The sequence below is a fragment of the Gammaproteobacteria bacterium genome, from assembly GCA_009838035.1.
Taxonomy (GTDB): domain Bacteria; phylum Pseudomonadota; class Gammaproteobacteria; order Steroidobacterales; family Foliamicaceae; genus Foliamicus.
Map to the genome: position 1 here is coordinate 63136 of VXSK01000003.1, position 23749 is coordinate 86884.

Genomic DNA, 23749 nt, shown 5'->3' on the forward strand with positions numbered 1-23749 from the left:
CGCGCTGATGCGACAATATGAGCTTGACATGGCGCGCAAACCACAACCGGGACGAATCGCGGCAAATCGCCGCGCCTACCGAAATTTCGAGATCCTCGAGGAACTCGACGCCGGGCTTGCGCTGCTGGGCTGGGAGGTAAAGGCCCTGCGCGCCCACCGCGCCAGCCTTGCGGAAGCATTCGTGGCCATTCGCGATCGCGAAGCCTGGCTGACCGGCGCCAACTTCGCGCCGCTGCCGAACGCCAGCGCCCACCCGCCCCCGGTGCCCGACCGCAGCCGCAAGCTGCTCCTGCACCGCAACCAGATCGACCGGCTGGCCGGAAAGGTCCAGCAGCGCGGGCTCACCCTGATTCCGCTGGCCTTGTACTGGAGCGGATCGAAGGTAAAGCTGCGCATCGGCCTGGGAAGGGGGCGCAAGCAGTACGACAAGCGCCGGCTGGACCAGGAACGCGACTGGCAGCGCGAGAAACAGCGCCTTGCCCGGCACAGGGCCCAGGGCCGCTCCTGAGCCGGGTATGCGCGGCACACAAGTTTGATAGCATACTTCGCGGTCGGGTTCAGGCGGGGGTTGGAGAAGTGATTTCAGGGCGTCGCAGGTTGTTCCTTGCTCCGGTCGCGGGCATCGCGGCGCTGGTCGCGCTTGCCTGCCCGGCGGCTGCGCAGGACTCCGGCCGGGACGGCGCGGACGCCGGTTGGTATATCGGGGTCGGCCTGGGAGCCAACCGGGGCTCTACGCTGGACCAGGAGGGCTGGAACCGGGAGAGCTTCTGTTATCCCGACGCCGCCTGCTTCGATCAGGATCCCGTTCCCCTGGCTCCCGGATACCGCTGGCGCTACGACGTCGGCCTGGACGGCGGCGGCGCCTTTGAGCTGTCCGCCGGACGCTTTTTCGGCCGGACCCGCCTGGAGCTGGCGCTCGCACAACAGAGGAACGACACCAACCAGATGTTCAGGGACATCACCTACTACGACGGGGCCGCCATCCGGCCGCGGCCCGGCGGAACGGTGGAGGCCAACGGACGCGCGACGATCGACCACCTGAGCGTGCGTTCCGTTACGCTGGATGCGTATTACGACTTCACCGGCGCATGGGGCGCGATCACACCTTACGCGGGAGCGGGGCTGGGGCTGGCGTCGGTGGAGTTCGCCAATGTGTTTTACGCCAGCGACTACCAGGACACCTCGGCCGGCGGCGAGACGTACGACCCGCCGCTTTCGTTCTATAACAGCGCCCAGAACAACGATCTGAACGACTCGGTCGTGGTCTGGCGCCTGCACGCCGGGGCCGATTACAACCCGGGAGGCAAGGTGCGCGTGGGCCTGAAACTGACCTGGTCGGCCACCGGCGACTTCGAGGACATGGGCGACTACGAATACCACCCCATGCACCAACTGGATCCCGACCTGACCAACACCAATACCTTCAGCGGAACGCGCAGTTGGACGCTCATGCTGACGGTCAAGCGCCTGATCGGCGACTGACCGCAGGGCCTCACGAGCAACGCCAAATGGACACTGGACGGACCCGCTGCGCCCCGCACTCAACCGGAGCCGCATGATGGCCGATACGCCCGATTCCGTCGCCAACGTCCGCTACGAGCCGAACGACAAGCTGCCGAAGCCGCTCGCCTTCGGGCTGGGCCTGCAGTTCGCGGTACTCTGTATTGCCGGCATCGTCCTGACCCCGGCGATCGTCATCCGGGCCGCCGGCGGCGCCGAGTCCTACCTCTCCTGGGCGGTCTTCGCCGCGGTTGCCATCAGCGGCGTCACGACCATCCTGCAGGCCGTCCGGGTCGGGCGCTTCGGATCGGGCTACGTGCTGGTCATGGGCACTTCGGCGACCTTCATCGCGGTCTGCATCGCCGCCATATCCAAGGGCGGACCGGCCATGCTGGGCACGCTGGTCATCATCGCCTCCCTGTTCCAATTCCTGCTTTCCGGGCGGCTTTCGTTGCTCCGCCGGGTGCTGACCCCGACCGTATCGGGCACCGTGATCATGCTGATCGCGGTGACCGTGATGCCGGTCGCCTTCGACATGATGAAGGAAATCCCCGAGGGCGCGCCGTCCTTCTCCACCCCGCTCACCGTTGTCGTGACCCTCGTGATCATCGTGGCCATAGCCCTCAGGGGAAACGCCGTGCTGCGCTTGTGGGCGCCGTTGATCGGCGTCGTGGCGGGATCGGTCCTCGCGGGCTTCTACGGCCTCTACAACACGCAACTGGTTGCGGAAGCCGGCTGGATCGGGCTTCCATCAGGGAACTGGCCGGGACTCGATCTCGAATTCGGCCCGGTCTTCTGGAGCCTGCTGCCGGCCTTCATCTTCGCCACTCTGGTGGGCGCCATCGAGACCATCGGCGACGGGCTCGCGATTCAGCGCGTGTCGTGGCGCAAACCGCGCGCGCCGGATTTCCGGGCGGTCCAGGGCGCCGTGGCGGCGGACGGCGTCGGCAACCTGCTGTCGGGACTCGCCGGCACGGTCCCCAACACCACCTACTCGACCAGCGTTTCGGTGACCGAACTGACCGGCGTAGGGGCGCGCAGGGTGGGAATCGCCGTGGGAGCGATTTTCCTGGCGGTCGCATTCCTGCCCAAGGCGCTTGCCATGATCCTGGCCATACCCGGACCGGTGGTGGCGGCCTACGTCATCGTGCTCATGGCGATGCTCTTCATGGTCGGGATCAAGCTCGTGATCCAGGACGGCATGAACGCCCGCAATGGCATGATCTGCGGCGTGTCCTTCTGGATCGGCACCGGCTTCCAGGCCGGCGTCATATTCCCGGAGTTCTTCTCGGAGTTTGCCGGCGGGATGATGGAAAACGGCATGACGGCCGGCGGACTCACGGCGGTGCTCATGACCCTGTTCCTCGAACTCACGGCGCCGCGCCGCCGACGGCTTGAGGCGGAGTTCGCGGTGTCCGCCCTGCCCCGGATCCAGGAATTCCTGGAGTCGTTCGCAAAGCGCAGCGGCTGGTCGGACGCGATGGCCGGCCGGCTTCAGGCCGCCAGCGAGGAAACTCTCCTGACCCTGCTCGACCACCAGGATGACGATAGCCGGTCAAAACGGCGTCTGTTGCTGGTAGCGCACAAGGAAGGCGACGGCGCGGTACTGGAACTCATCGCGGCGCCCGGCGAAGGCAATGTGGAGGACCGGATGGCCCTGCTGGTGGAACAGAGCTCCAGCCAGGCGCCGGAGCATGAAGTCTCGCTGCGCTTGCTGCGCGGCCTGGCCTCGTCCGTCCATCACCAGCAATACCACGACACGGACATCGTTACCGTGCGCGTGGATGCGCCAAGAATTGCAGCGGGAGCAGCCGGATGAACTTCCTGGCCCTATTGAAGCGCTATTTCGGTCCCGTACTGATCGTGGCGGGAGGCTTCCTGCTGGCAATCGTCATCGTTGCCACGGGTCCCAGGCCGGACCGCCAGGCGCGGCCACCGGACGCTCCCTCGGTTCTGACCATCCCGGCGCTGAAAAGACCCGCGCAGTTGAGCGTCAAAGCGCACGGAACCGTCGTACCCAAGACCGAGAGTAACCTGGTCGCCGAAGTGGCAGGTCGGATTGTCGCCGTTTCTCCCTCCATGGTTTCCGGCGGCTTTTTCTCTAGGGGCGACATGCTGCTGGAAATCGAGCGGATCGACTACGAAGCCGCCCTGGAGCAGGCACGGGCCGCCCTTGCGTCCGCCGAGAGCGAACTCGCCAACGCCGAACTCACGTTCGGCCGGGCGGAAGAACTGGCAGCCACCCGGGCGGTCAGCCAGGCCGATCTCGACCAGGCGCTGAACCAGCTCAACGTGTCCCGCGCGGGCCAGCGCCAGGCTTCGGCCGCACTGGCGCAGGCTGAACGCGACCTGGAACGGACCCGCGTGACCGCGCCGTATGACGGACGGGTGCGGTCCGAGCGTGTGGACACCGGGCAGTTCGTATCGCGCGGCGAGTCCATCGCTACCCTCTACTCCATCGATTACGCCGAGGTGCGCCTGCCGATCAAGGACCAGGACCTTGCCTTTCTGCCCTTCTCCCTCGCGCGTACCGACTCGCCTTCCGCGGTAAAGACCAAGGCGATACTGCGCGCGGAATTTGCCGGTGGCACGCATGCCTGGGAGGCCGACGTGGTCCGGACCGAAGGCGAACTGGACCCCTTGAGCCGCGTCGTCAACGTGATCGCGCAGGTGGCGGAACCGTATGAACCCGCAGACGGGTCGCCGCCGCTGACGGTCGGGCTGTTCGTCGAGGCGGACATCATCGGCAACACGATCGAAGACGTCGTAGTGGTGCCAACTTCGGCGCTGCAGACCGGCAACCGAATCTACGTCGTTGACACCGGCAATCGGCTTTCGTTCCGCGATGCGGAAGTCGTGCGCCTGACCGCCGAGACCGCCTACCTTCGGGTCGATGTAGCGGACGGGGAACAGATTTGCGTAACCGGCCTGGATGACGCCGTCGAAGGCCAGAGCGTTCGCCCGGCGCCCGCCCCGCCCGCTCCCGCCGCGCCCGGATGAAGGCGATGATCGCCTGGTTCGCCACCAACCGGGTGGCGGCCAACCTCCTGATGGGATTTGCCGTTCTGGCCGGCCTTGCGTCGCTCGGTCAGATTCCGGTCAAACTCTATCCCGACTTCGACCTGCCGGTCATTACCGTCACCGTTCCGTACCTGGGCGCCGCACCCGAGGAGGTGGAGTCCGGGATCTGCACCCGGATCGAGGAGCGGATCGAGGGCATCAACGGCATCAAGGAAGTGCGTTCGACCGCGACGGAGGGCCGATGCAATGTCGTGGTGGAACTCTTCCACGACGCCGACCGGTTCCTGGTGCTGGACGATGTCGATGCGCAGATCAACGCCATCGACACGTTTCCGCAGGAAGCGGAAAAGCCGATCATTCAACTCGTCACGCCTTCGAGCGTGGTCATGGAGATTGCCGTTACCGGCCCCGCCGACGAACGCGCGCTCAAGGAAATGGCGCGCCGCGTGCGCGACGACATCCTGAGACTTGACGGCGTCACGCATGCCGAAGTCACCAATGCGCGGCCGTACGAAATTTCCGTCGAAGTCTCCGAGTTGTCGCTGTCGCGCAACAACCTGACCTTCGACGACGTGGCCAACGCGCTGCGCCAGCGTTCGCTGGACCTGCCGGGCGGCACCGTGAAGACTCGCGAAGGCGAAGTGCTGCTGCGTACCAGCGGCCAGGCCTATTGGGGCCGTGAAATAGAGAACCTGCTGGTGACCACCCGTAACGACGGTACCCGGGTCCTCGTGAAGGACGTCGCCCGGGTCGTGGACGGCTTCGCAGACACCAGCCAGAGCCTCACGTTCAACGACAGGCCGGCCGCACTGGTGCAGGTCAGCAGAATGGGTGAGCAGGACATTCGCCTGATCACCGAGACCGTCAAGGACTTTGTCGCCCGGTCCCCTACCCGGTATCCCGAAGGGGTGCAGGTGCAGGTATGGAAGGACGAATCCAAACTCGTGACCGGCCGCCTGGGGGCCCTGGTGGACAGCGGCGTCCAGGGCCTTCTGCTGGTATTGCTCCTGCTGGCCCTGTTCTTGCGCCCCCACCTCGCGCTTTGGGTGGCGGCAGGCATTCCCATCGCCTTCCTCGGCGCCCTTTTCCTCATGTATTCGCTCGGCTTTTCGATCGACTCCATCTCGGTGATCGGCTTCATCCTCGCTCTCGGCATGCTGGTGGACGATGCCGTTGTGGTGGGAGAGAGCACCTATGTCGCGCACCGGCGGGGAGCCGGTCAGCTTGCCGGAGCGATTCAGGGAACGCAGCAGGTCATGGTTCCGGTCACGTTCGGCGTTCTGACCACCGTAGCGGCCTTCACGCCGCTGTTGTTTTCCGTCGGGCGGATCGGGCAGATATTCAGCGTCATCTCCGGCACCGTCATCTGCTGCCTTGCCTTTTCCCTGATCGAATGCCAGATGGTCCTGCCGGCGCATCTCGGGCACCGCCGGACACGGATGCCGCTGGGCGAGTTCGGGATGACCGTTCTGGCGGCCGTCGTGATCGGCGCGTTTGCGATCACGCCCGATCTGCGTACCGCCATCGGCGTCGCCATCGGCGGCGTCTCGCTGGTCTATGCGGCTCACATAACCGGCGGGCTCGGCCGGCTGGGGGCCCGTTTCGCGCGCGTGCAGGTCATGTTCGAATCGGCGCTCGAGGCGCTTGTCCAGGGTCGTTTCCGCGACCTGGCCCGCGCCGCATACCGGAACCGTGTCCTGACGCTGGCCATTTCGCTGGCGGCCCTGATCGTCTCGATCAGCATTGTTCTCAGTGGGCACCTGCCGTTCACGTTTTTCACGCCGATACAGGGAGACACGGTCACCGCCCGCTTGCGGATGCCCCTGGGGACCAGCGAGGCCACCACGCAGGGGATCATCAAGCGACTTGCGGATTCCGCCCGGGACTTGAGGGAGCAACTGGCCGAAGAGCAGGGAAAGCCGGTCGTGCTGCACGTGGTCGAAGCCATGGGAGGACACCCGTCCACGGCGCAGCCCGGCAGCGCCATTCCGGCCCCGTCCGGAGCGCATCTCGGTGAAGTCACGATACAACTGAACCCGAGCGAGGAGCGCGACATCCGGACCGAGGAAGTGGGCAGGATGTGGCGCGAAGCCGCGGGTTCCTTTGCCGCCTCGGACCAACTCAACTTCATTACGGAGAGGATCGAACGGGATCCGGAAATATGGATCCGGTTCGCGGGCGAGAACATCGGCGACCTGAGACGCATCGCCGACGAGTTTCGCGGCGAACTTCTTCAGTACCCGGGCGTGTACGGCATCGCCGATTCCCTGCGCGACGGCAAGGCGGAACTGGAGCTCTCCATCACTGCGGCCGGAGAAGCCCTGGGGATAACCCTGGCCGACCTGGGCCGCCAGGTGCGGCAGGCTTTCTACGGCGAAGAGGCCCAGCGAATACAGCGTGGCCGGGACGACGTCCGCCTGATGGTGCGTTACCCCGATGAGCAAAGGCGCTCGCTCGATTCGCTTTACTCGCTCAGGATCCGGACGCCGGCGGGCGGGGAAGTGCCGTTCGCAACAGTGGCCGAAGTGAGCGGCGGGCGAGGCCTGGCGGAGATCCAGCGTACCAACGGGTCGCGCAGCGTCGACGTTTCGGCTGAAGTGGATCCCCGGATCGCTTCCGCGGAAGCCGTCATGGCCGAACTGAACGCCGGGTTCCTGAGCCAGGTGCTGCGCCGCTACGACGGCATTTCCTTCACCGTCGAAAGCGCCCGCGAGCAGCAGGAAACGGTCGCCACGGTCGGACCGCTGTTTCTCATGGCCCTGTTCGCGATATTCGCGCTGCTGGCCCTGCCCCTGCGTTCCTATTCGCAGCCGCTGATCATCATGGCGGTGCTGCCCTTCGCCTTCGTGGGGGCGGTATGGGGACACGTGATTCTGAAACTGTTCGGGCCCGTCGTCGGTCTTTCGATGGCCTCGGTTTTCGGGATCGTGGCCGCCTCCGGCGTGGTCGTGAATTCCACGCTGGTCCTGATTCACGGCGTCAACCGCTTCCGGGCCGCGGGCGACGGCATGGAGGACGCCCTGCTGAATGCCGCCGTTTCCCGGTTCCGTCCGATTCTGATCACCACGGTTACCACTTTTGCCGGCGTCGCGCCCCTGATGCTGAGCAACAGCGTTCCGGCTCAGCCGCTCGTGCCGATGGCTGCCTCGCTGGCCTTCGGCGTGGTGTTTTCCTCGGTCGCCGCGCTGTTGTTCGTCCCGGCCCTGTGGCTGGTCCTGCTGGACATTTCCGGCGGCACCCGGCGCGTTACGGACCGGGTTGTGGCCGGCGTGATCGGCGCGTCGCCGCGGCTTTCCCAATGGATGGCGCGCTATCCCTACGTGCAGGAAAGTCTGAGAAAGCAGGAATTTACCGACCTCCAGTTGCCGGAAGACCTCGACCTGGACCCGGAGATGGAGAAGATCGCACGCCAGGGCCTGGTGCGCGTCTACTACCAGCGCGAGTTCGACATCGGGGAAATGCGCGCGCAGCTCGGCGACGTCGCCGCCAGGGCGCCGAACGTCAGCGATGCCGTCAACGAGGCCCGAACCTGGGCGGAAGAGCGCACCTTCCAGCTCGGCGCCCACATCGCCGGCGGGACGATGGCGCCCGTGGAAGCCGCCGGACCCCTGACCGACATCCTGGAAACCTGCCTTGCGTCGCTTTTGCCGGCGGCCAGGGCCGAATTCTCTTCGCAGCACGGCGAAATTCCCGGCAGCCGCATAGCGCTGGTGGCGCTGGGCCCCGCGGGCCGGCGCGAGTTCGTGACCGGCGGCCCCCTGGAGCTGCTGTTCATCTGCGACCGTGAAGACCGGGCATCGAGCACGGCAACACTCAATCCGACTGCCTGGCACGCACAGTTCGTGCAATTCTTCGCGCGGCTGATTCGTGAATTCTCCGCCGAAGGCATCCTGCTCAAGCCTGTGCCCCCCTGTGCCCTGGAAAGCGGGGGCCGCGAAACATTTGCCCCTACTCTCGCGGCAGCCCGTCAGCACTTCGACGAAATCGCGGATTCCGCCGATCTGCGCATGCTGGTCCACGCCCGCGTCATTGAGGCTGAAGGCGACCTCCGCGACCGCTTCGAGTCTTTCCGGCATTCGGTGCTGACACGCTTGCACGACGCCGGCGCCATCGCCGCCGACATCGCCGCGGTCCGCGAGAGCCTGGCGCAACGGCATGAGGCCGGCGATACCTGGGAGATACGACGCCGTACGGGCGGCCTTGCCGAACTGGAACTGGCAGCCGAATTCCTGCAACTCGTGCATGCCCGCCATACCCCCAAGGTGGCGTTGCATGGCCTCGTTCCCACCTTCCAAGCCGCAGGCACGCTTGGCCTTATCGATGCGCGAGAGGCCTCCGGGCTGGTCGAGTCCGCGACGCTATGGCAGAACCTGGAAGGTTTTTTCCAGATGACCAGCGGCGAAGCATTCGATCCCGAATCTGCCTCCGAGGATCAGAAAGCCGTGATTGCGGACATGTGCGGCGTCGGCCGTTTTGATGAACTGGGCGATCTGATAGCGGAAACCGCCCTCGGAACCGCGCGTATCCTGGATCGGATATTCGCCGGGTAAGGCGTGGCGATCCGCCGTCGCGGTCGATGCCGGCAATTGAAAGCGGCTGGTCGCCCATATAGAATCAACCGGCACCTGAGCTCGGGGGGATTAGGCAATGAACGGCAACGGCAAAGATACGGGCGAGCGTCGGCGCTTCGCCGGCATTGCGCAGATCGCACTGGTGCTGGCGGTATTCGCCGTAGCCATTTATTTTGCCCGTGCTCCGGAAATGGGCGGTCAGCAGACATCCGTAGTGCGAGCCCAGATGCAGGATCCGGAGGTCGCCGTTGCGCATCCGGTCAGGGGCCAACATTCCCTCAGCGTTTCCCTGACCGGCGAAGTGCGGGCCCAGGGCAAGGTCGGCCTGCGTTCCCAGGTTGCCGGACGTGTGCTTTCCGTCTCCCCGGCATTGCGTGGCGGAGGGACATTTCGCGCCGGACAGACCCTGCTGACGATCGACCCGACCGACTTGGAGATCGACCTCAAGGTCAAGAAAGCACTCCTGCAGCAGCAGGAGGCGCGCTTGCGCTGGCGGGAATTGCGGGCCGAGGAGAAGCGCGAAGAGTTTCAGAGCCGGAACCCTGGCCGGCCGGTTCCGCCGCTGGTCAACAACGAAACCGAAATCGCACGCTATCAGGCCCGGGTGGACGCCGCCAGGGCGGCGGTGGAGAAATCCGAACTGGACCTGGCGCGAACCCGCTACTCGCTGCCCTTTGACGGTCGGATCGTGGAAACGACCGCGATGCGGGGACAGCTCGTCGGTCCGCTGGAGCCTTTCGGCCTGGCGTTTTCGAGAGAGTCCCTGGAAGTGGAGGCGCCCATTTCCCTGGATGATCTGGATTACCTGGACCCGGCCGAGGGAAGAGCAGTGCGGGTTGTTGCGAATGGAGAGCTCTTTCCCGCCCTTGTGGATCGCGTGGCGCCGATCGTCAACCGGCGCAGCCGCCTGGTACGCCTCTACGTAAAGTTCGCCGATTCGGTCCCGCTGGCAAACATTCCGGCGCCGGGAACCTTCGTCAACCTGTCGATCGAGGGCCCGGCATTCGAGAACTCGCTGTTGCTTCCGAAAGCGGCGGAGCAGGCCAACGGGACGGTGTGGGTGGTTCGCGGCGGCGCGCTTGAAGCCGTAACGCCCCGATCGCTGGGCCGCACCGAGGCCGGCTGGATTGTTTCGGACTTCGATACCGGGGATGGCGTGGTGCTGGGGGCCGTCCCTGCCGCGGAACCCGGGGTTTCCGTGACGGTAGTGGATGCATCACGAAACTTCCGGGGGGAATAAGGCGTGAATCAGGCGGCGCACACGCCGGGCACTCCCGGCGCCGAGGGCAATAACCCCTTCCACGACATCATCGCCTTTTTCGCGCGAAATACCGTAGCGGGCAACCTGCTGATGCTGCTGCTTCTGGGCGGTGGGCTTTTCGCCGCTTCGAATCTCGAAATCGAGGACTATCCGGACCTGGATTCGCGTCAGATCTCCATAACGGTCCCGTTCCCTGGCAGTTCGCCCGCCGAAGTCGAGGAAAGCGTCAACCGCCGGCTGGAGGAAAACCTGATCGCCGTCGAAGGGGTGAGGCGGGTTACGTCCACGGCCACCGAGGGGCTGGGAACCGTCACCGTCCAACTGGAACCGTTTGCGGACCCGGTTACCGTCCTCGACGACGTCATGTCGGCGGTCGATCGCATCGAAGGATTCCCGCCACTCAACGCCGAGCAACCGGAAATCGTGTTGACCAAGGCGCACCGGATCATCATGACCGTTGCCGTAACCTCGACGGCTCTCAGCAGGACGGAACTGCGGGCCGCCGCCGAGCGGGTGCAGGAAGACCTGCTGGCGCTGCCGTCGCTGTCCATGGTTTCCCTGTTCGGGGCGGCGGACCGGGAAATCTCGATCGTCGTCAGCGAGGAGCAGCTGCGGCGCAACAACCTGACCATTTCCGAGCTGGCGCGGGCGATTCGCGAGTCCTCGCTCAACGTGTCCTCGGGAGAGCTGCGTACGGATGCGGGCGGACTGATCCTGCGCACCGACCAGAAACGCATGGTGGGCGAGGACTTCCTGGACGTCGTGCTGATTGCAAACATCGACGGCACGATCGTGAGGCTGCGGGACGTGGCGACAGTCATCGACGGCTTCGCCGACGTGGACGTGGACGGGGAAGTGGACGGCGTTCCGGCGATGTTCCTGAACATCCGCGCCGCGGACATTCACGACATGACGCAACTCGCATCCGAAGCGAGGAATCTGATCGAGAACTACGAGCCGCCCGCAGGCGCCAGCGTATTCGTCTGGGATGACAACACGGCGCTTACCGGGGCGCAGTTCCGTACGGTGATCGGCGCCGGCCTTCTCGGCTTTGCACTGGTATTCCTGTTCCTTTCACTGGTCTTCGACTTTCGGATCGCCGTCTGGGTAGCCATCGGCGTCCCCACTTCGATGCTGGGCGCGCTGCTGTTCTTCCCGGCCTTCGGGCTGACGCTGAACGTGGTCACGCTATTCACGCTGCTGCTCGCGGTCGGCATCGTCGTGGACGATGCGGTGGTTGTGGGCGAGAGCATCGCGACGCAGCGGGAAAACGGCCTCCGGGGGACCCGGGCGGCGATTGCGGGGGCGAACGCGGTCGTGGCGCCGGTCACGGTGGGCGTGCTCACGACAATGATCGCCTTCGTTCCGCTCGCATTCACGTTTGGCCCGACCGGGCAAATGCTCAACACGATGCCGTTGATCATCGTGCTCGTGCTCTCCGTTTCACTGATCGAGGCGTTCCTGATTCTGCCTGCGCACCTGTCGCACAGCGCTCCATGGAGCAGGCCGCCACTGACCGGCATACAGGTCAGCGTGCGAAAACGCCTGAACAACCTGCGCGACCGATGGGTCGTGGGCGCGATCGCTTCGGCCGTGCGCCGCCCCTACCTCACCATAGTCACCAGCGTCGTGCTGGTCATTGGAGTGGCGCTTGTGGCCATGGCGGGAACGCAGTGGATGTTCCTGCGCACGGCGGACGCGAATCGCATTCAGGCGGACATTGTGTTTCCCACCGGAACGCCATACGAGACCACGTGGGCCGCCGCGGAGCAATTGATCGAGGCCGCCCATGCGACCAACAGGCAGGCCGGCGACGATCCGGTCACCACGGTTGCAGCGGTAGTCGGACATCACTTCGGCGCCTACCGGATCCAGGGTTCGAAGAAATCGACCTACGGGACCCACCTGGCTTCCGTGACCATGCACATCAGGGACGAATCGCAGCGGTCGCTGAGGCCGGCCGATCTCGAGACGATGTGGCGCCTCAATGCCGGACAGGTCCGGGGGGTGGAGAGCATCCGCTACAACACGGCGCTGATCCCCAACGACGCCGAGATCCAGTATGCGCTCGTGCATCCGGATGAAGACACCGTTGTAGCGGCGACGAACGATCTGAGGGGCGCGTTCGGCAATATACCCGCACTCTTCCAGGTCGAGGATTCGCTGGGCGAGAGCAAGCGGCAGTTCGACCTGGAATTGACCGAGGCCGGCATCGCCGCCGGCCTGTCGCCCGCCGGACTGGCCATGCAGCTCAGGAACCGTTTCTACGGCGCCGAGGTGCAGCGCATTCAGCGCGGCCGCGAAGAAATCAGGGTCATGGCGCGCTATCCGCAGGAGCGCCGCCGCAGCGTCCGTGAATTGCTGGACGAACGCATATTGCGGCCCGGCGGCGCGCAGATTCCCCTGTCCGCCGTCGCCCGGATCATTGAGACCCGCGATTTTTCGACCCTCACGAGGATCGACGGCGTGCGCGCGGCGACGGTAAGCGGCCGCGTCGATCGCCGATTGTCCTCGCCCAACGCCGTCATGTCGGAAATCGAGGACGACGTGGCTCCCCGTTTGTCAGGCAGGTATGAGGGCCTGAGGGTCGTCCGTCAGGGGCGGGGTGAAGGGCAATCGGAGGTCAACAGGATTCTGCGCTTCACGGTCCCGCTGGCGCTGCTGTTCATGTACTTTCTTATGGCGGTGCAGCTGCGCAGCTACTGGCAGCCCGCGCTGGTGCTGGCCGGTCTGCCGTTCGCCATTGCCGGCGGCCTGCTAGCTCACGTGGTGCTCGGCTACGATCTGTCGATAACGTCCGTGTTCGGCATGGTTGCGGTGGGCGGCGTGGTCGTGAACGACACGTTGGTACTCATGGACCGGTATAACAGGATTCGGGCGGAATCCGCAGCCACGCCGGCCATCGCCGCGGTGAGCGCCGCCGCCCGGCAACGCTTCCGCGCGATTTTCCTGACCACGATCACGACCATAGTCGGCTTGATGCCCGTGATTTACGGAAAGAGCGAAGTGACGCAAGGGCTGCTGCCCATGGTGGTCAGCATGGCGGGAGGGCTGATCGCAGCCGGCGCCGCCCTGCTCTTCTTCGTGCCGGCCCTGGTTCTGATCGTGGACGGAACCCGCGAGGCGATCCTGGGACCCGGCCAGAGCGCATCTTCCGGAGGCGAGGTCGGACCAGGCCTGACAGCCTGACAAGCGCCCGCCCGCACAGGCGGTATCAGCCGGCTGTCAGAAGAGGTTGAATTGCACCTCCACGCCGAAAGTGCGTGGCGCACTGAAGGTATTCAGCGGAAACAGGCCGAGATAGGCGGAGCCGCGAAAGAGTTCGTCCGTCAGGTTTCTGCCATAGACCGACACGCGGTAACGGCGGCTTTGCGGCGCCCAGGCCACGTATCCGTTGATCAGGGAGTGCGCGGGGCGGCGCGCAAATGCGGCATTGGTCTGCGCCAGCATCGCCTGGCGTGACTTGTAGCGCGCTTCCAGGTGCCAGTGGAGCATGCCCGCGTTCATCGGCGCACGGTAGTCCACCGCAGCGAAGAAGCTCCATTCGGGCGCGGCGGGGAGATCGAAAAACGAATTGTCCGTCACGACCCCGTCGTTGTTCAGGTCGGCCATGAACTCGGTCCATTCGGAATTCAGCCAGGCCGCGTTGAGGCTGACGGCCAGACTGCGATTGATCGCCAACTGCGCTTCCAGTTCGAGGCCGGACAGCTCGGCCTCGCCCAGGTTTTCCAGGATGGAGTCCGTGCCGCTGCGGGTCAGACCCGGCCGCCGGACCACCGCGGCGACATCCTCGTATTCAATCATGAACGCGGCCGCATTGATGCGCAGGCGGCCCTCCAGCAAGGCGCCCTTGATGCCCGCCTCGTAGTTGGTTACGTATTCCGGGTCATAGGGTCCCAGGTTTTGCGGCAGGGTAGCCCGGGAATTGAATCCCCCGCCCTTGTAGCCGGTTGACACATTCGCGTACAGCATGAGGTCTTCCCCGGCGAAGTAGTTGAAGCCGGCCCTCCAGGTCGAATCGCTCCAATCCGCCTGCCGGGCGAACTCCTGCGTCCTTCTCGGGAAAAATATGGTGGAATCAAAGTCCTTTTCGTCGCGGGTATGCCTGCCTCCGAGAACGGCCGCGAGCCTGTCGGTGAGCCAGATGTCCGTCTGCGCATAAAACGCAAGCGAGCGCGCGTCCTGCCTGTTGATCGTGGCCGGCACCATGCGGTCGAAGGGCGGGATCAGGAGGGCCTGCAGTATGTCGGTGACGTGTTCCTCCTCGACGAAATAAAGCCCCAGCACGTAATCGAAGCGCTCGCTATGCAAATCGCTGAAATACACCTCGGCGCTTCGCTGTTCGTGCGCAGTGACGAAACCCACGTGCAGCGGCAGCGGCGGCGGCGGCCTAAAGCCCGCACGGCCGTCGTAATCGGCGTAGGTCGCGAAATCCAGTTCACGGGCCGAAGCGATCAGCGAGAAGAGTCCGTAATCCGTTTCGTAGTTGGACAGGAAAGTAACGCCGCTGCTGTCGGATTCGCCGTAACCGTCATAATCATGGCGCACGGTGTAGGGATCGCCGTCGAGACGCTCGCCGTCCGGCTCCAGCACGTAGTTGTTAAGGGGAACGCCGAAGCTGTCCTGTTGCTCGGAATCCAGAATCAGCGTGGCGTCCAGGGCCCCGAATTCCGCATCCAGGGTTGCCCTGACGCCTCTCGAGTCCCTCTTGCCGAGTTCGTTGCCGTTGAACGAGTTGGTGTAGAAACCGCCCCGGTCCACGCTTGCGCCCGCCAGGCGCGCTCTGAACATCCCGCCGGCAAATGCACCCGTATCGATCGCCAGATGGGCTTTTCGCAAGTCGTAATTGCCCAGCGCAAACCTGAAATCACCGCCGAATTCCTCTCCCGGGCGCCGGGAAACGATCCGGACCGTACCCGCCAGGTTGTTGCGTCCGAACAGCGTGCCCTGCGGGCCGCGGAGAACCTCGATCCGCTCGACGTCGAACGCGTTGGTGAGCAGGCCCATCGTTCGGGTGCGAGGTACTCCGTCCACCATGACGCCCGTCTTCGACTCGGCGTTGGCGTCCGGATCGCCGAAAGCGATTCCGCGTATCGAGAATTGCGCCACATTCGGAACGAACAGGTCCGCGATCGAAACGTTCGGCGCTATTCCGCTCAGATCGGCCAGATTGTCCGCACCGTTGCCGATCAGTTCGTCGCCATCGATGCCGGTAATGGCGATCGGCACTTCCTGCAACGACTGTTCCCGCTTCTGCGCGGTAACGACGATGTCCTCGATGACGGCGTCGCTCTCTTCCTGGGCCGTCGCCATGTTTGTCATTGGCGCGCACGCAAGCGCCAGACAGAAAATGTAGACTCTTGTCATAGCTCCCCCGCTCGAAACCGCAACTCTAACAGAGGCCATGACTTCAGAAAATAACCCAGGGACAGCACAACAAGACTTCAGGAGCGTCGTTGAGCGACGCCGCAGCACTCGCAAGTTCGAACCCGGGCGGGCGGTCCCGCGCGAGGCGCTCGACCGGATCGTCGATTGCGGGCGCTGGGCGCCGTCCGGCGCCAACAGCCAGTGCTGGGACTTCATCGTGGTGGACGATCCAGACATGCGCGAGGCCGTGCGGCAGGTATTTCTCAAGCAGGCCGGACAGCTTGTCAAACATGCCAGGGGTTTCCCGGCGGTCGGCAAAGAATACCTCAAGAACACCGTAGCGATCATCCTGGTGCTCGGAGACCCGCGCTGGAAGGTCTGCTTTCCGCAACCGACCAGCACGGAATGGGAGCAGGAATACAAGGACAACAACGAGGCGATCTTCCTTTGCTCGCTGGGAGCGGCGATCCAGAACATCCAGCTCGGCGTGACCGCGGAGGGGCTCACGTCCGCGTGGCTGTCCGGCGGAGGCGAGGACACCATCAACCGCGATCTGTCCGCCCAGCTCGGCTATCCGCCATGGATGAAGGCCTACGGCACCATACCTGTCGGCTACCCGGTCAAGAGCCAGGACCGCCGCTACCGCCGGCCGCTGGACCAGGTCCGGCACTGGAACCGCTATGAATCCACCCAGTACCGCCCGCACGCGATGGTGGACTTCTACGAGAGCACGATACGGCCGTTCGCCATGTACCGCGACCGTGAAGATCTTCGCGACTGGCCGGACTTTCACAGCCGCCTGGGCGATTGGGCCGAGGCCTTCACCACGGGCCATGCCAACCCGGGCGGAGAGCTGGAAGCAGAGGCCGATTTCTCCAGGCCGCGAACCTCGGGGCCGGCCACCAAGGCCCGCCGATCATGAGAGTCTCGATATCGATATTGGCGCTGTTCCTGACCGGCAGCGTCTGGGCGGAGACGGTCATTCACGCCGGCAAGCTGTTTGACTCCACCGCCGGCAAAGTCATCGACGGCGCAACCATCGTCGTGGACGGCGAACGGATCCTGTCCGTGCAGCCTGGCTACGCGGGCGAACCCGATATCGACCTGACCGGCTCCTTCGTCATGCCCGGCTGGATCGACATGCACGTGCACATCGCAAGCCAGCAGAGCCCCAGCCGGTTCGTCGAAACCTTTACTCTGGAACCGGCGGACTCGGCATTGCGGGCGGTTCCCTATGCGGAGCGAACACTGATGGCGGGATTCACGACCGTTCGTGACCTCGGCACGCGGCACGGCCTTGCCCAGTCGATCCGCCGGGCGATCGCCGAAGGCCGTATCGTCGGCCCCCGGATCTTTACGTCCGGCAAGAGTCTCGCCTCCACCGGCGGACACGCCGATCCCAGCAACGGCGTCAACCGCGAATTGCGCGGCGACCCGGGTCCGGAGGAAGGCGTCGTCAACGGCGTGGATGATGCCTACAAGGCCGTGCGGGCGCGCTACAAGGAGGGAGCGGACCTGATCAAGATCACGGCCACCGGCGGCGTGCTCAGCCAGGCCAGGAGCGGCTTGAACCCGCAATTCACGGAGGAAGAAATCGCCGCGATCGTCACGGCCGCCGCGGACTACGGGTATCGGGTCGCAGCGCACGCCCACGGCAACGAAGGCATGCGGCGGGCGGTGGCGGCCGGTGTGCATTCGATCGAGCATGGCACCTACATGTCCGACGAAGTCATGGAATTGATGAAGGAGAAAGGCGCCTGGTATGTGCCCACCATCATGGCCGGCAGGTTCGTGGCCGAGAAGTCCGCGGTCGAGGGTTATTTCTCCGACGTCGTGCGTCCCAAGGCCGCGGCGATCGGCCCCGTCATTGCGGCCACCTTCGCCAGGGCGTACCGCGCCGGCGTCCCGATCGCGTTCGGCACCGACAGCGGCGTGTCTCCCCACGGAGACAACTGGAAGGAATTCATCTATATGGTGGAAGCGGGCATGCCGGCCGTGGAGGCGATCGTAAGCGCGACCCGGAACGCCGCCGTGCTCTTGAATGAATGGGACGATCTGGGCTCCATTTCACCGGGCAAGTTCGCGGACATCGTCGCGGTGCCCGGCGACCCCCGCGAAGACCCCGAGGAGTTCGGGCGGGTGCACTTCGTGATGAAGGCCGGACAGGTCTTCAGTCAATAACCGGCGCCTGTTGGGGCTCGGGTCCCGGGAAGAACCAGTCCGGTCCCGCGCAGGGCGCGTCAAGCAACAGAGAAACCGATACCTGTTCAGCGGGAAAGTCCTGGACCTCGACCAGGTCGGCCAGGTCGCCGCGTACCGTCGGCGTGCAGTTGGCTCCGTCGCCGTCGGAATCGACCCACGCGTAAACGATCAGGCCCTCACCGGCTTCGACCGGGTAATCGAACTTAAGATTGAACCAGCCGAAAGGTATTTCGTAGCTCTTGATGATTTCGAGCGGATAACGCAGGTCCCCGTCGCCGGTCCATGCGTGATACAGGGACAGATGCACCGTCGCCGCAGGGTCTACTTCTGCCGGAGCGTCAATCGTGACGCTGAGCTCCACGGGAATCGGCGGCGGCGGTGGATCCTCTCCACCGCAGCCGAAACACAGCGCCGCGAGAACAAGCGGCGCCGATTCGCGCACGCGCCTAGCCGACAGGGAGCGGAACAGGGTCATGCACCCGTTCCAGTCGTTTCGCTGTCCGATCATGATTACTGATCCTCCAGGACGATCTTCGGCATGCCGAAGACTCGCGTGAAATTGTCGGCCAGGATCAGGCGCATCTCGCCGGTCGTGTAACCGACCTCCTGCATCCCCGCGACGAACGCGTCGAGATGCGACTGCACGTAGCCGGGAAGCTGCGGGCCGTCGGATCCGTAGATCAGCTTCTCGATGACGCCGCCGGCCCGAATCCGTTCCAGGTAGTCGTGCAGCACGTGTTCCGCCCGCTCGGCGCCCAAAGCGCCGGGTTCCAGGTACACGTTCGGATATCGCTGGGCGAGATCGATCGCCGAGTCGGTATGCGTCAGCGCCCGGTTGAAACTGTCGTAGCCGGAATGGCCGAGTATGAATATCGCGCCGGGATAACGCCGGATGGCGTCCTCCAGGTAGGCGGGATCGCAATACGCCGGCTCGGTGCGCGTACCCGGATTCGGGCTGGTGCCGGTGTGCAGGTAAATGGGCGTGCCCTGCCGCGCGGCAATCTCGTACACCCCGTACAAGCGCTTATCGTCCAGACGGACCTGCTGGTGTCCGTGCGCGAGCTTGATGCCGACCATGCCGTGCCTCTCGATCGCCTCTTCCATCTGCCGCAATTGCTCGGGTCCGTCCTGGTTCCAGTGGTCGACCCGCAGGCTCGCAAATCCGAACAGACGGTCGGGATTCACCGCGACCTGCTTGGCGACATGGTCGTTGGTGGCGATGCCGGTGGTGGCCGGACTCCACAGCGCGAACACCGCTCCGGCACTGATCCCCGCGTCGTCCAGCGTGCTGAGTATGCTGTCGCCGTCAAGGCGACTGTTCATGAAGACGCCCATGGTCCATTTGAACCCCGTCGGCACGCGGTCCGTGAGGCGTTTCCTGAAGCGGGGTGGCGTCCCGGCCCAGGTCCCGGTATGCAGGTGCATGTCGATCACGGCAAGCCTTTCGCCGTTGACGGCAATTCCCATATTCTCCTGCCCGCTGGCCCAACCAGCGGCACAAAACGCGACAGTCGCAATGATGCAATGCCTGAACTTCATTACGCTTCCTCCTCGGTTGTGTTTATTTCCGGGCAAAGCGGGCGCGTCCCCCGGCGATTCCGGCATGCCGGTCGAGTTCTTCCAGGAACCGCCTTGCGGCCGCGTCCTCATTCAGCCAGGCGTCCAGGAATGCCGTCGATACGCCGGCCAGGATAGTCTGGCCTTCGACATCGGGCGCGCCGCCCCGGTTTTGCGGCCCGCCCCGGTCGTCGCGGCAGATGAGCCCGCCCAGATAATGGTCGCCTTCCTCCAGCACCACCGAGTACTTGTTCCCCGGGGGGCTGCGGTCGTACGCCTGCAGGCGCCACTCCCAGGGATAGATGACGCCATCGCCAGCGTTGCGCGTATCCCGGGTGCCGCCGCTGACCAGCATCGGCCCGGACAATCCGGTGAAGGCGCCGTCGGCCATCTGCGGCATGGTCCCCGGACCGCTCATGATGATGGCCGCATCGAAGTCCCGCGCATGGCTCACGGCCTCGGAAGTTTCCGGGTCCCTCAGGGGCTGCCCCCAGACGATCTGCGCGATCATGCCGCCGAAGGAATGACCCGCCATGACCTTTCGGCCGTAGTCGATGTTGCCGGTCAGTCCCGGTATTTCCTCGCCGGGCGCGAACAGCGAGTCGAGCACGCGCTCGACGTCGGAAATCCGGATGTAGTGCACGCGGGTGGCGTCCTGCGGTCTGAGCCTGACCGGCGACGTCGGGCAGTCGGGATGCTCCGGCTGCACGACCACATAGCCATGCGAGGCCCAGTGGTCCGTCAACCCCGAGTAGCTCTCGCGGTAGCAGGCGAAGCCATGCGAGAACACGACCAGCGGAAACGGACCCTCGCCTTGAGGAAACGCGATGCGCGCCCGCAGGCTGCGCTGGCCGTTTTCCGCCGGCAGGACGTGATTGTCGATCACCTGAACCCCGTACGGCCCCGATTCCGTCTTGTATGCGGCCGGCACGCTTTCCGTATACAAGAGCGGCATGCAGCCGGCGCTGGCGGCAAGAGCCAGAACCATGGCGATCCGGCCCGCGACTGCCCGCCGCCGGCCGGCGTCAAGCCGCCGCATCAAGTGCTGCATGACAACAAGCCCCTCCGCTGAATGGGGAAGTCTACAACGCGTTGCATCGCGTACTATTGCCCCGCACTGAAATCAACCGACCGGATTCGCCATGGCCGTTCTTTACCACAACCCACGCTGCTCCAAGTCACGCGCCGCCCTCGCGCTTCTCCAGGAACGCGATGTTGAACTGGAAGTCGTGCGCTACCTGGAAAATCCGCCCGACGAAGCTGCGCTGCGCGAGCTGCTGGATCAACTGGGCATCACACCGCTCGAACTCATGCGCCGCGGCGAGGCCCGGTACCGCGAGCTCGGACTGAAGGCGGCCACTGTGTCCGACGACGAGCGGATCCGGGCGATGGTCGAGAACCCCATTCTGATCGAACGACCCATATTCATCACGCGCGGGAAAGCCGTTGTCGGCCGGCCCCCCGAACGCGTGCTGGAGCTTCTGTAGCGCGCCGTCAATACGAATAGTAGAAGCGGACGCCGAAGGCCCTCCCACGCCTCGGGATTATTCCGAACTGGAACGCGTACTGCCCGTTCGAGAGCCGCGGTCCAGTGTGAAGAAGCTCCGGATGCGCTCCGTTACGCCGGGCGGATCGACCGCAAATGGCCAATGGCCGCCGCCGGGAACTATCCAGGTGTCCGCACCCATGGCGGCCGCGGCCCGGGCGATGGATTCCGGCGGCACGATGGCGTCGTCGTCGCCCCAGATGAACAGCGCCGGGGGCTGCACGTTCGGCAGTTCGCCGGGCAGCGCATATTCCCTTGGCGTGTTGTTGATCGCCAGCAACGCATCCACCGTGCCCTTTACCCGCGCAATGCGGAGCGCATCGCAGACCCCGGGGTCGGCCGCGCAAGCCCGGCCGACCAGGCTGCCGGGCCCCCCGCCCAGGGATCCCCAGACGGCGACGCGGGCCGCGGGCCGGGGCAGATACGCGACGAAATCGCCCGGCGTGGTCTGCGGGTAGATCTGGGGACCCACAAACACCGCCCGGCGAACCCGTTCCGGCACGGTCAGCGCCAGACGTCCCGTTACCGAACCGCCGTAGGAATGACCCACCACGTCGAATTCCCCTACACCAAGATCTTCGAGCAAGCCCAGAAGCGCCTTCACGCGGCCCTCGACAGTGAAGTGTTCGCCCGGTTCGGCAACCTTCTCGGAGTAGCCGAAACCCAGCATGTCCGGCACGATGACGGAACGGGTGGCGGCCAGGTCATACGCCAGCGGCATGATGACGTTGCTGCCCGTGGGCCCGAAACCGTGAATGACGAGAATGGGAGCGCCGGTGGGATCGGCGTTCACGTCGCCGCGAATAACGACGTGATACTCGTAACCGTCAATCGTGAAAAATCGGCCCGGCGCATCGGCATGCCGGTCGACGATTTCCAGTTCGGCGATCTGCCTTTCCCCGCGAACGGTGAACCAGGTGACGAGCCCGGCGACGGCCAGCACCACGACGGCCACCAAACAGGCCATCCAGATCAATACACGCTTGAGAATTTTCATGTCCGGCCCTCCCCCCATCGGCGCCGGGACTCCTTCAGGCATTATGTCCCACCTCGGGACCCGGAACAGGAATGAAACATGATTGCATACGGCATCTTCAACTTTCTGCACGTACTGGTGTTTGCGGTCATCGTCGGCATCGAACTCCCGGCGCTGTACGCGTTGCGCATGGCCGGCGGGCCGTCCGGCAATCAGGCCACCCGCTCCATGGCGGTGCGCGTAAAGCGCTACGCGGACGCGGTCTCCGCCATCATGCTGGTCCTGCTCCTGCCCCTGGGCGTGCAGATCGCCACCGACCTCGGCGTCTACACGCTGATGTCCTCAAGCTGGCTGATCGCCACCTGGGTGGTGGGCCTGGTCTGGTTGGCCATCGCGCTGATGTCCGAGCTGACCGGAGCCTCGACATGGGCGCAACGAATCTACAAGTCCGAGTGCGTGCTGCGCATCGTCATCGGCCTCGGCAACGTCTATGACGCCGTGGTCGGATTTACCGGCGACGGCATGATCCAGACGAACTGGCTGGCCGCCAAGGTCCTGCTGTTCGGATTGATCCTGGTCGTCAGCGGCTGGATCCGCTGGCAAACCCGGGCCGTGCGGTTCGCCTCCGTCGATGCCGCCGCCGGAACGGGTCCCGACCCGCGGCAACTGATTGCCACGCTACGCCGGGCCCAATGGGGCAGTCACAGTATCCTGGCGATGGTGCTGATCGCCGCCTACCTGGGAACCGCGAAACCCTGGTAGGAACACGCATACGCGAGCCCTTCATTGCCCTCTTTCCTCCGGGGGCGTCGGCGGCAGGAGCCGCCGCCGAGCCCCATGGATGGGTTCATGCGTCCACCGGAGGAAAGAGGACAATGAAGGGCGGGCTCGGAGCGATCCCGTTTCACCGGCTCAATTTCGCGGATCTGCCGCGCAACGGAATCCGAGGTTGTTCAGGCCCGAGTCGGGGGGAGTCATCATCCGGGCTTCCAGACGGTATCCTCGACAGTAGTTCTCGCTGCACAACCAGCTCCCGCCCCGGTGCACCTTCTGGGTCCCGCCGGCGGGACCCCGGGGATTCTTCCTCGGAGAACGCGCGAAATAATCCGCTGCGTACCAGTCCTGGACCCACTCCCAGACGTTGCCCGTCAGATCGTGGAACCCGAACCCGTTGGGAGGAAAGGTCCCCACCGGCGCCAGGCCCGAAAAACCATCCTGTCCCCGGTCCTCGATCGGGAACTCGCCCTGCCACAGATTCGCCCTGTGGCTCCTGTCGGGTGTGAGCTGGTTTCCCCAGGCGTAGCGGACGTCGGCCAAACCACCACGCGCGGCGTATTCGAATTCCGCTTCCGTGGGCAGCCGGGCACCGCGCCATTCGCAGTAGGCGGCGGCATCGAACCAGGAAACGTGCACGACCGGGTAATCGCCCATGTCCCGATGCGAGGAGCCGGGTCCCGAAGGATGGCGCCAGTCGGCGCCGTCGCCCCTGGTCCACCCGCCGCGCCGCGTGTCGAAGACGCCGGACCATCCGAGCCTTTCGGACTCCGTGACATGACCGGTCGCATCGGCGAATTCGGCGAACCGGGCGTTCGTGACCTCGTACCGGTCCAGCAGGAACCCATCGAGCGCAACTGTGTGCGCCGGACCCTCGAAAGGCAGGCCATCGTTGGCGCCCATCGTGAATTCTCCGCCCGGAACCAGCAGCATTTCCGGCGCGTCGGGAGCAGCTGCTCCACCGCAGCCGCAAA

At 65.0% G+C, this 23749-nt stretch carries 17 protein-coding genes; 11 read left to right on the forward strand and 6 right to left on the reverse strand.

From position 1 onward, the window contains the following. Positions 1–28 precede the first annotated feature (28 nt). From smpB to F4Y72_02910, 7 genes are all read left to right on the forward strand, one after another. Complete coding sequence (gene smpB / locus F4Y72_02880; protein ID MXZ27231.1) at positions 29–508, forward strand: SsrA-binding protein SmpB; 480 nt, start codon at positions 29–31, stop codon at positions 506–508. A gap of 68 nt (positions 509–576) precedes the next feature. Continuing rightward, positions 577–1482 (forward strand): hypothetical protein, encoded by a 906-nt coding sequence (locus F4Y72_02885; protein MXZ27232.1) that lies wholly within the window; start codon positions 577–579, stop codon positions 1480–1482. 73 nt (positions 1483–1555) lie between these two features. Then, the gene (locus tag F4Y72_02890) at positions 1556–3319 is read left to right on the forward strand and encodes a hypothetical protein (protein MXZ27233.1); all 1764 of its coding nucleotides are present in this window, start codon (positions 1556–1558) and stop codon (positions 3317–3319) included. Next, a complete protein-coding gene (locus F4Y72_02895) occupies positions 3316–4500 on the forward strand; it encodes an efflux RND transporter periplasmic adaptor subunit (GenBank protein MXZ27234.1) in 1185 nt (394 codons plus the stop codon). Before F4Y72_02890 ends, F4Y72_02895 begins: the two co-directional genes overlap by 4 nt. Then, positions 4497–9071 (forward strand): hypothetical protein, encoded by a 4575-nt coding sequence (locus F4Y72_02900; protein MXZ27235.1) that lies wholly within the window; start codon positions 4497–4499, stop codon positions 9069–9071. Before F4Y72_02895 ends, F4Y72_02900 begins: the two co-directional genes overlap by 4 nt. Positions 9072–9168: 97 nt before the next feature. After that, the gene (locus tag F4Y72_02905; GenBank protein MXZ27236.1) at positions 9169–10332 is read left to right on the forward strand and encodes an efflux RND transporter periplasmic adaptor subunit; all 1164 of its coding nucleotides are present in this window, start codon (positions 9169–9171) and stop codon (positions 10330–10332) included. A 3-nt stretch (positions 10333–10335) separates the two neighbouring features. Continuing rightward, positions 10336–13542, forward strand: a complete 3207-nt coding sequence (locus F4Y72_02910; protein ID MXZ27237.1) for an efflux RND transporter permease subunit — start codon at positions 10336–10338, stop codon at positions 13540–13542. 36 nt (positions 13543–13578) lie between these two features. Here the strand turns inward: F4Y72_02910 and F4Y72_02915 are convergent, their stop codons facing one another. Further along, on the reverse strand, positions 13579–15759 hold the full coding sequence (locus F4Y72_02915) for a TonB-dependent receptor (GenBank protein MXZ27238.1): 2181 nt from the start codon (positions 15757–15759) through the stop codon (positions 13579–13581). Here F4Y72_02915 and F4Y72_02920 point away from each other — a divergent pair. Beyond that, the gene (locus tag F4Y72_02920; GenBank protein ID MXZ27239.1) at positions 15758–16642 is read left to right on the forward strand and encodes a hypothetical protein; all 885 of its coding nucleotides are present in this window, start codon (positions 15758–15760) and stop codon (positions 16640–16642) included. The two genes, F4Y72_02915 and F4Y72_02920, sit on opposite strands and share 2 nt — an antisense overlap. After that, positions 16639–17901 (forward strand): amidohydrolase family protein, encoded by a 1263-nt coding sequence (locus F4Y72_02925; GenBank protein ID MXZ27240.1) that lies wholly within the window; start codon positions 16639–16641, stop codon positions 17899–17901. The genes F4Y72_02920 and F4Y72_02925 overlap by 4 nt, the downstream gene beginning before the upstream one ends. Here F4Y72_02925 and F4Y72_02930 read toward each other — a convergent pair. Genes F4Y72_02930 through F4Y72_02940 form a run of 3 tightly spaced genes read right to left on the reverse strand, consistent with a single transcriptional unit; the run spans position 17891 to position 20530 of the window. After that, the gene (locus F4Y72_02930) at positions 17891–18430 is read right to left on the reverse strand and encodes a hypothetical protein (GenBank protein MXZ27241.1); all 540 of its coding nucleotides are present in this window, start codon (positions 18428–18430) and stop codon (positions 17891–17893) included. The genes F4Y72_02925 and F4Y72_02930 overlap by 11 nt on opposite strands. A 2-nt stretch (positions 18431–18432) precedes the next feature. Continuing rightward, the gene (locus F4Y72_02935) at positions 18433–19572 is read right to left on the reverse strand and encodes an amidohydrolase (protein ID MXZ27242.1); all 1140 of its coding nucleotides are present in this window, start codon (positions 19570–19572) and stop codon (positions 18433–18435) included. After that, positions 19484–20530: an alpha/beta hydrolase gene (locus F4Y72_02940; protein MXZ27243.1), complete on the reverse strand. Its 1047-nt coding sequence runs from the start codon at positions 20528–20530 to the stop codon at positions 19484–19486. Before F4Y72_02940 ends, F4Y72_02935 begins: the two co-directional genes overlap by 89 nt. A gap of 91 nt (positions 20531–20621) precedes the next feature. On the opposite strand from F4Y72_02940, the gene arsC reads away from it, so the two are divergent. Further along, positions 20622–20966 carry an arsenate reductase (glutaredoxin) gene (arsC, locus tag F4Y72_02945; GenBank protein ID MXZ27244.1) on the forward strand — a complete coding sequence of 115 codons (345 nt, stop codon included), beginning with the start codon at positions 20622–20624 and terminating at the stop codon, positions 20964–20966. Positions 20967–21023: 57 nt separating this feature from the next. Here the strand turns inward: arsC and F4Y72_02950 are convergent, their stop codons facing one another. Then, positions 21024–22064 (reverse strand): alpha/beta hydrolase, encoded by a 1041-nt coding sequence (locus F4Y72_02950; GenBank protein MXZ27245.1) that lies wholly within the window; start codon positions 22062–22064, stop codon positions 21024–21026. Between the two features lie 36 nt (positions 22065–22100). Here F4Y72_02950 and F4Y72_02955 point away from each other — a divergent pair, with 36 nt between their 5' ends. Beyond that, the gene (locus tag F4Y72_02955) at positions 22101–22763 is read left to right on the forward strand and encodes a hypothetical protein (GenBank protein ID MXZ27246.1); all 663 of its coding nucleotides are present in this window, start codon (positions 22101–22103) and stop codon (positions 22761–22763) included. A gap of 150 nt (positions 22764–22913) precedes the next feature. On the opposite strand, the gene F4Y72_02960 is transcribed toward F4Y72_02955, so the two are convergent. Further along, complete coding sequence (locus tag F4Y72_02960; protein ID MXZ27247.1) at positions 22914–23708, reverse strand: formylglycine-generating enzyme family protein; 795 nt, start codon at positions 23706–23708, stop codon at positions 22914–22916. Between the last annotated feature and the right edge of the window lie 41 nt (positions 23709–23749).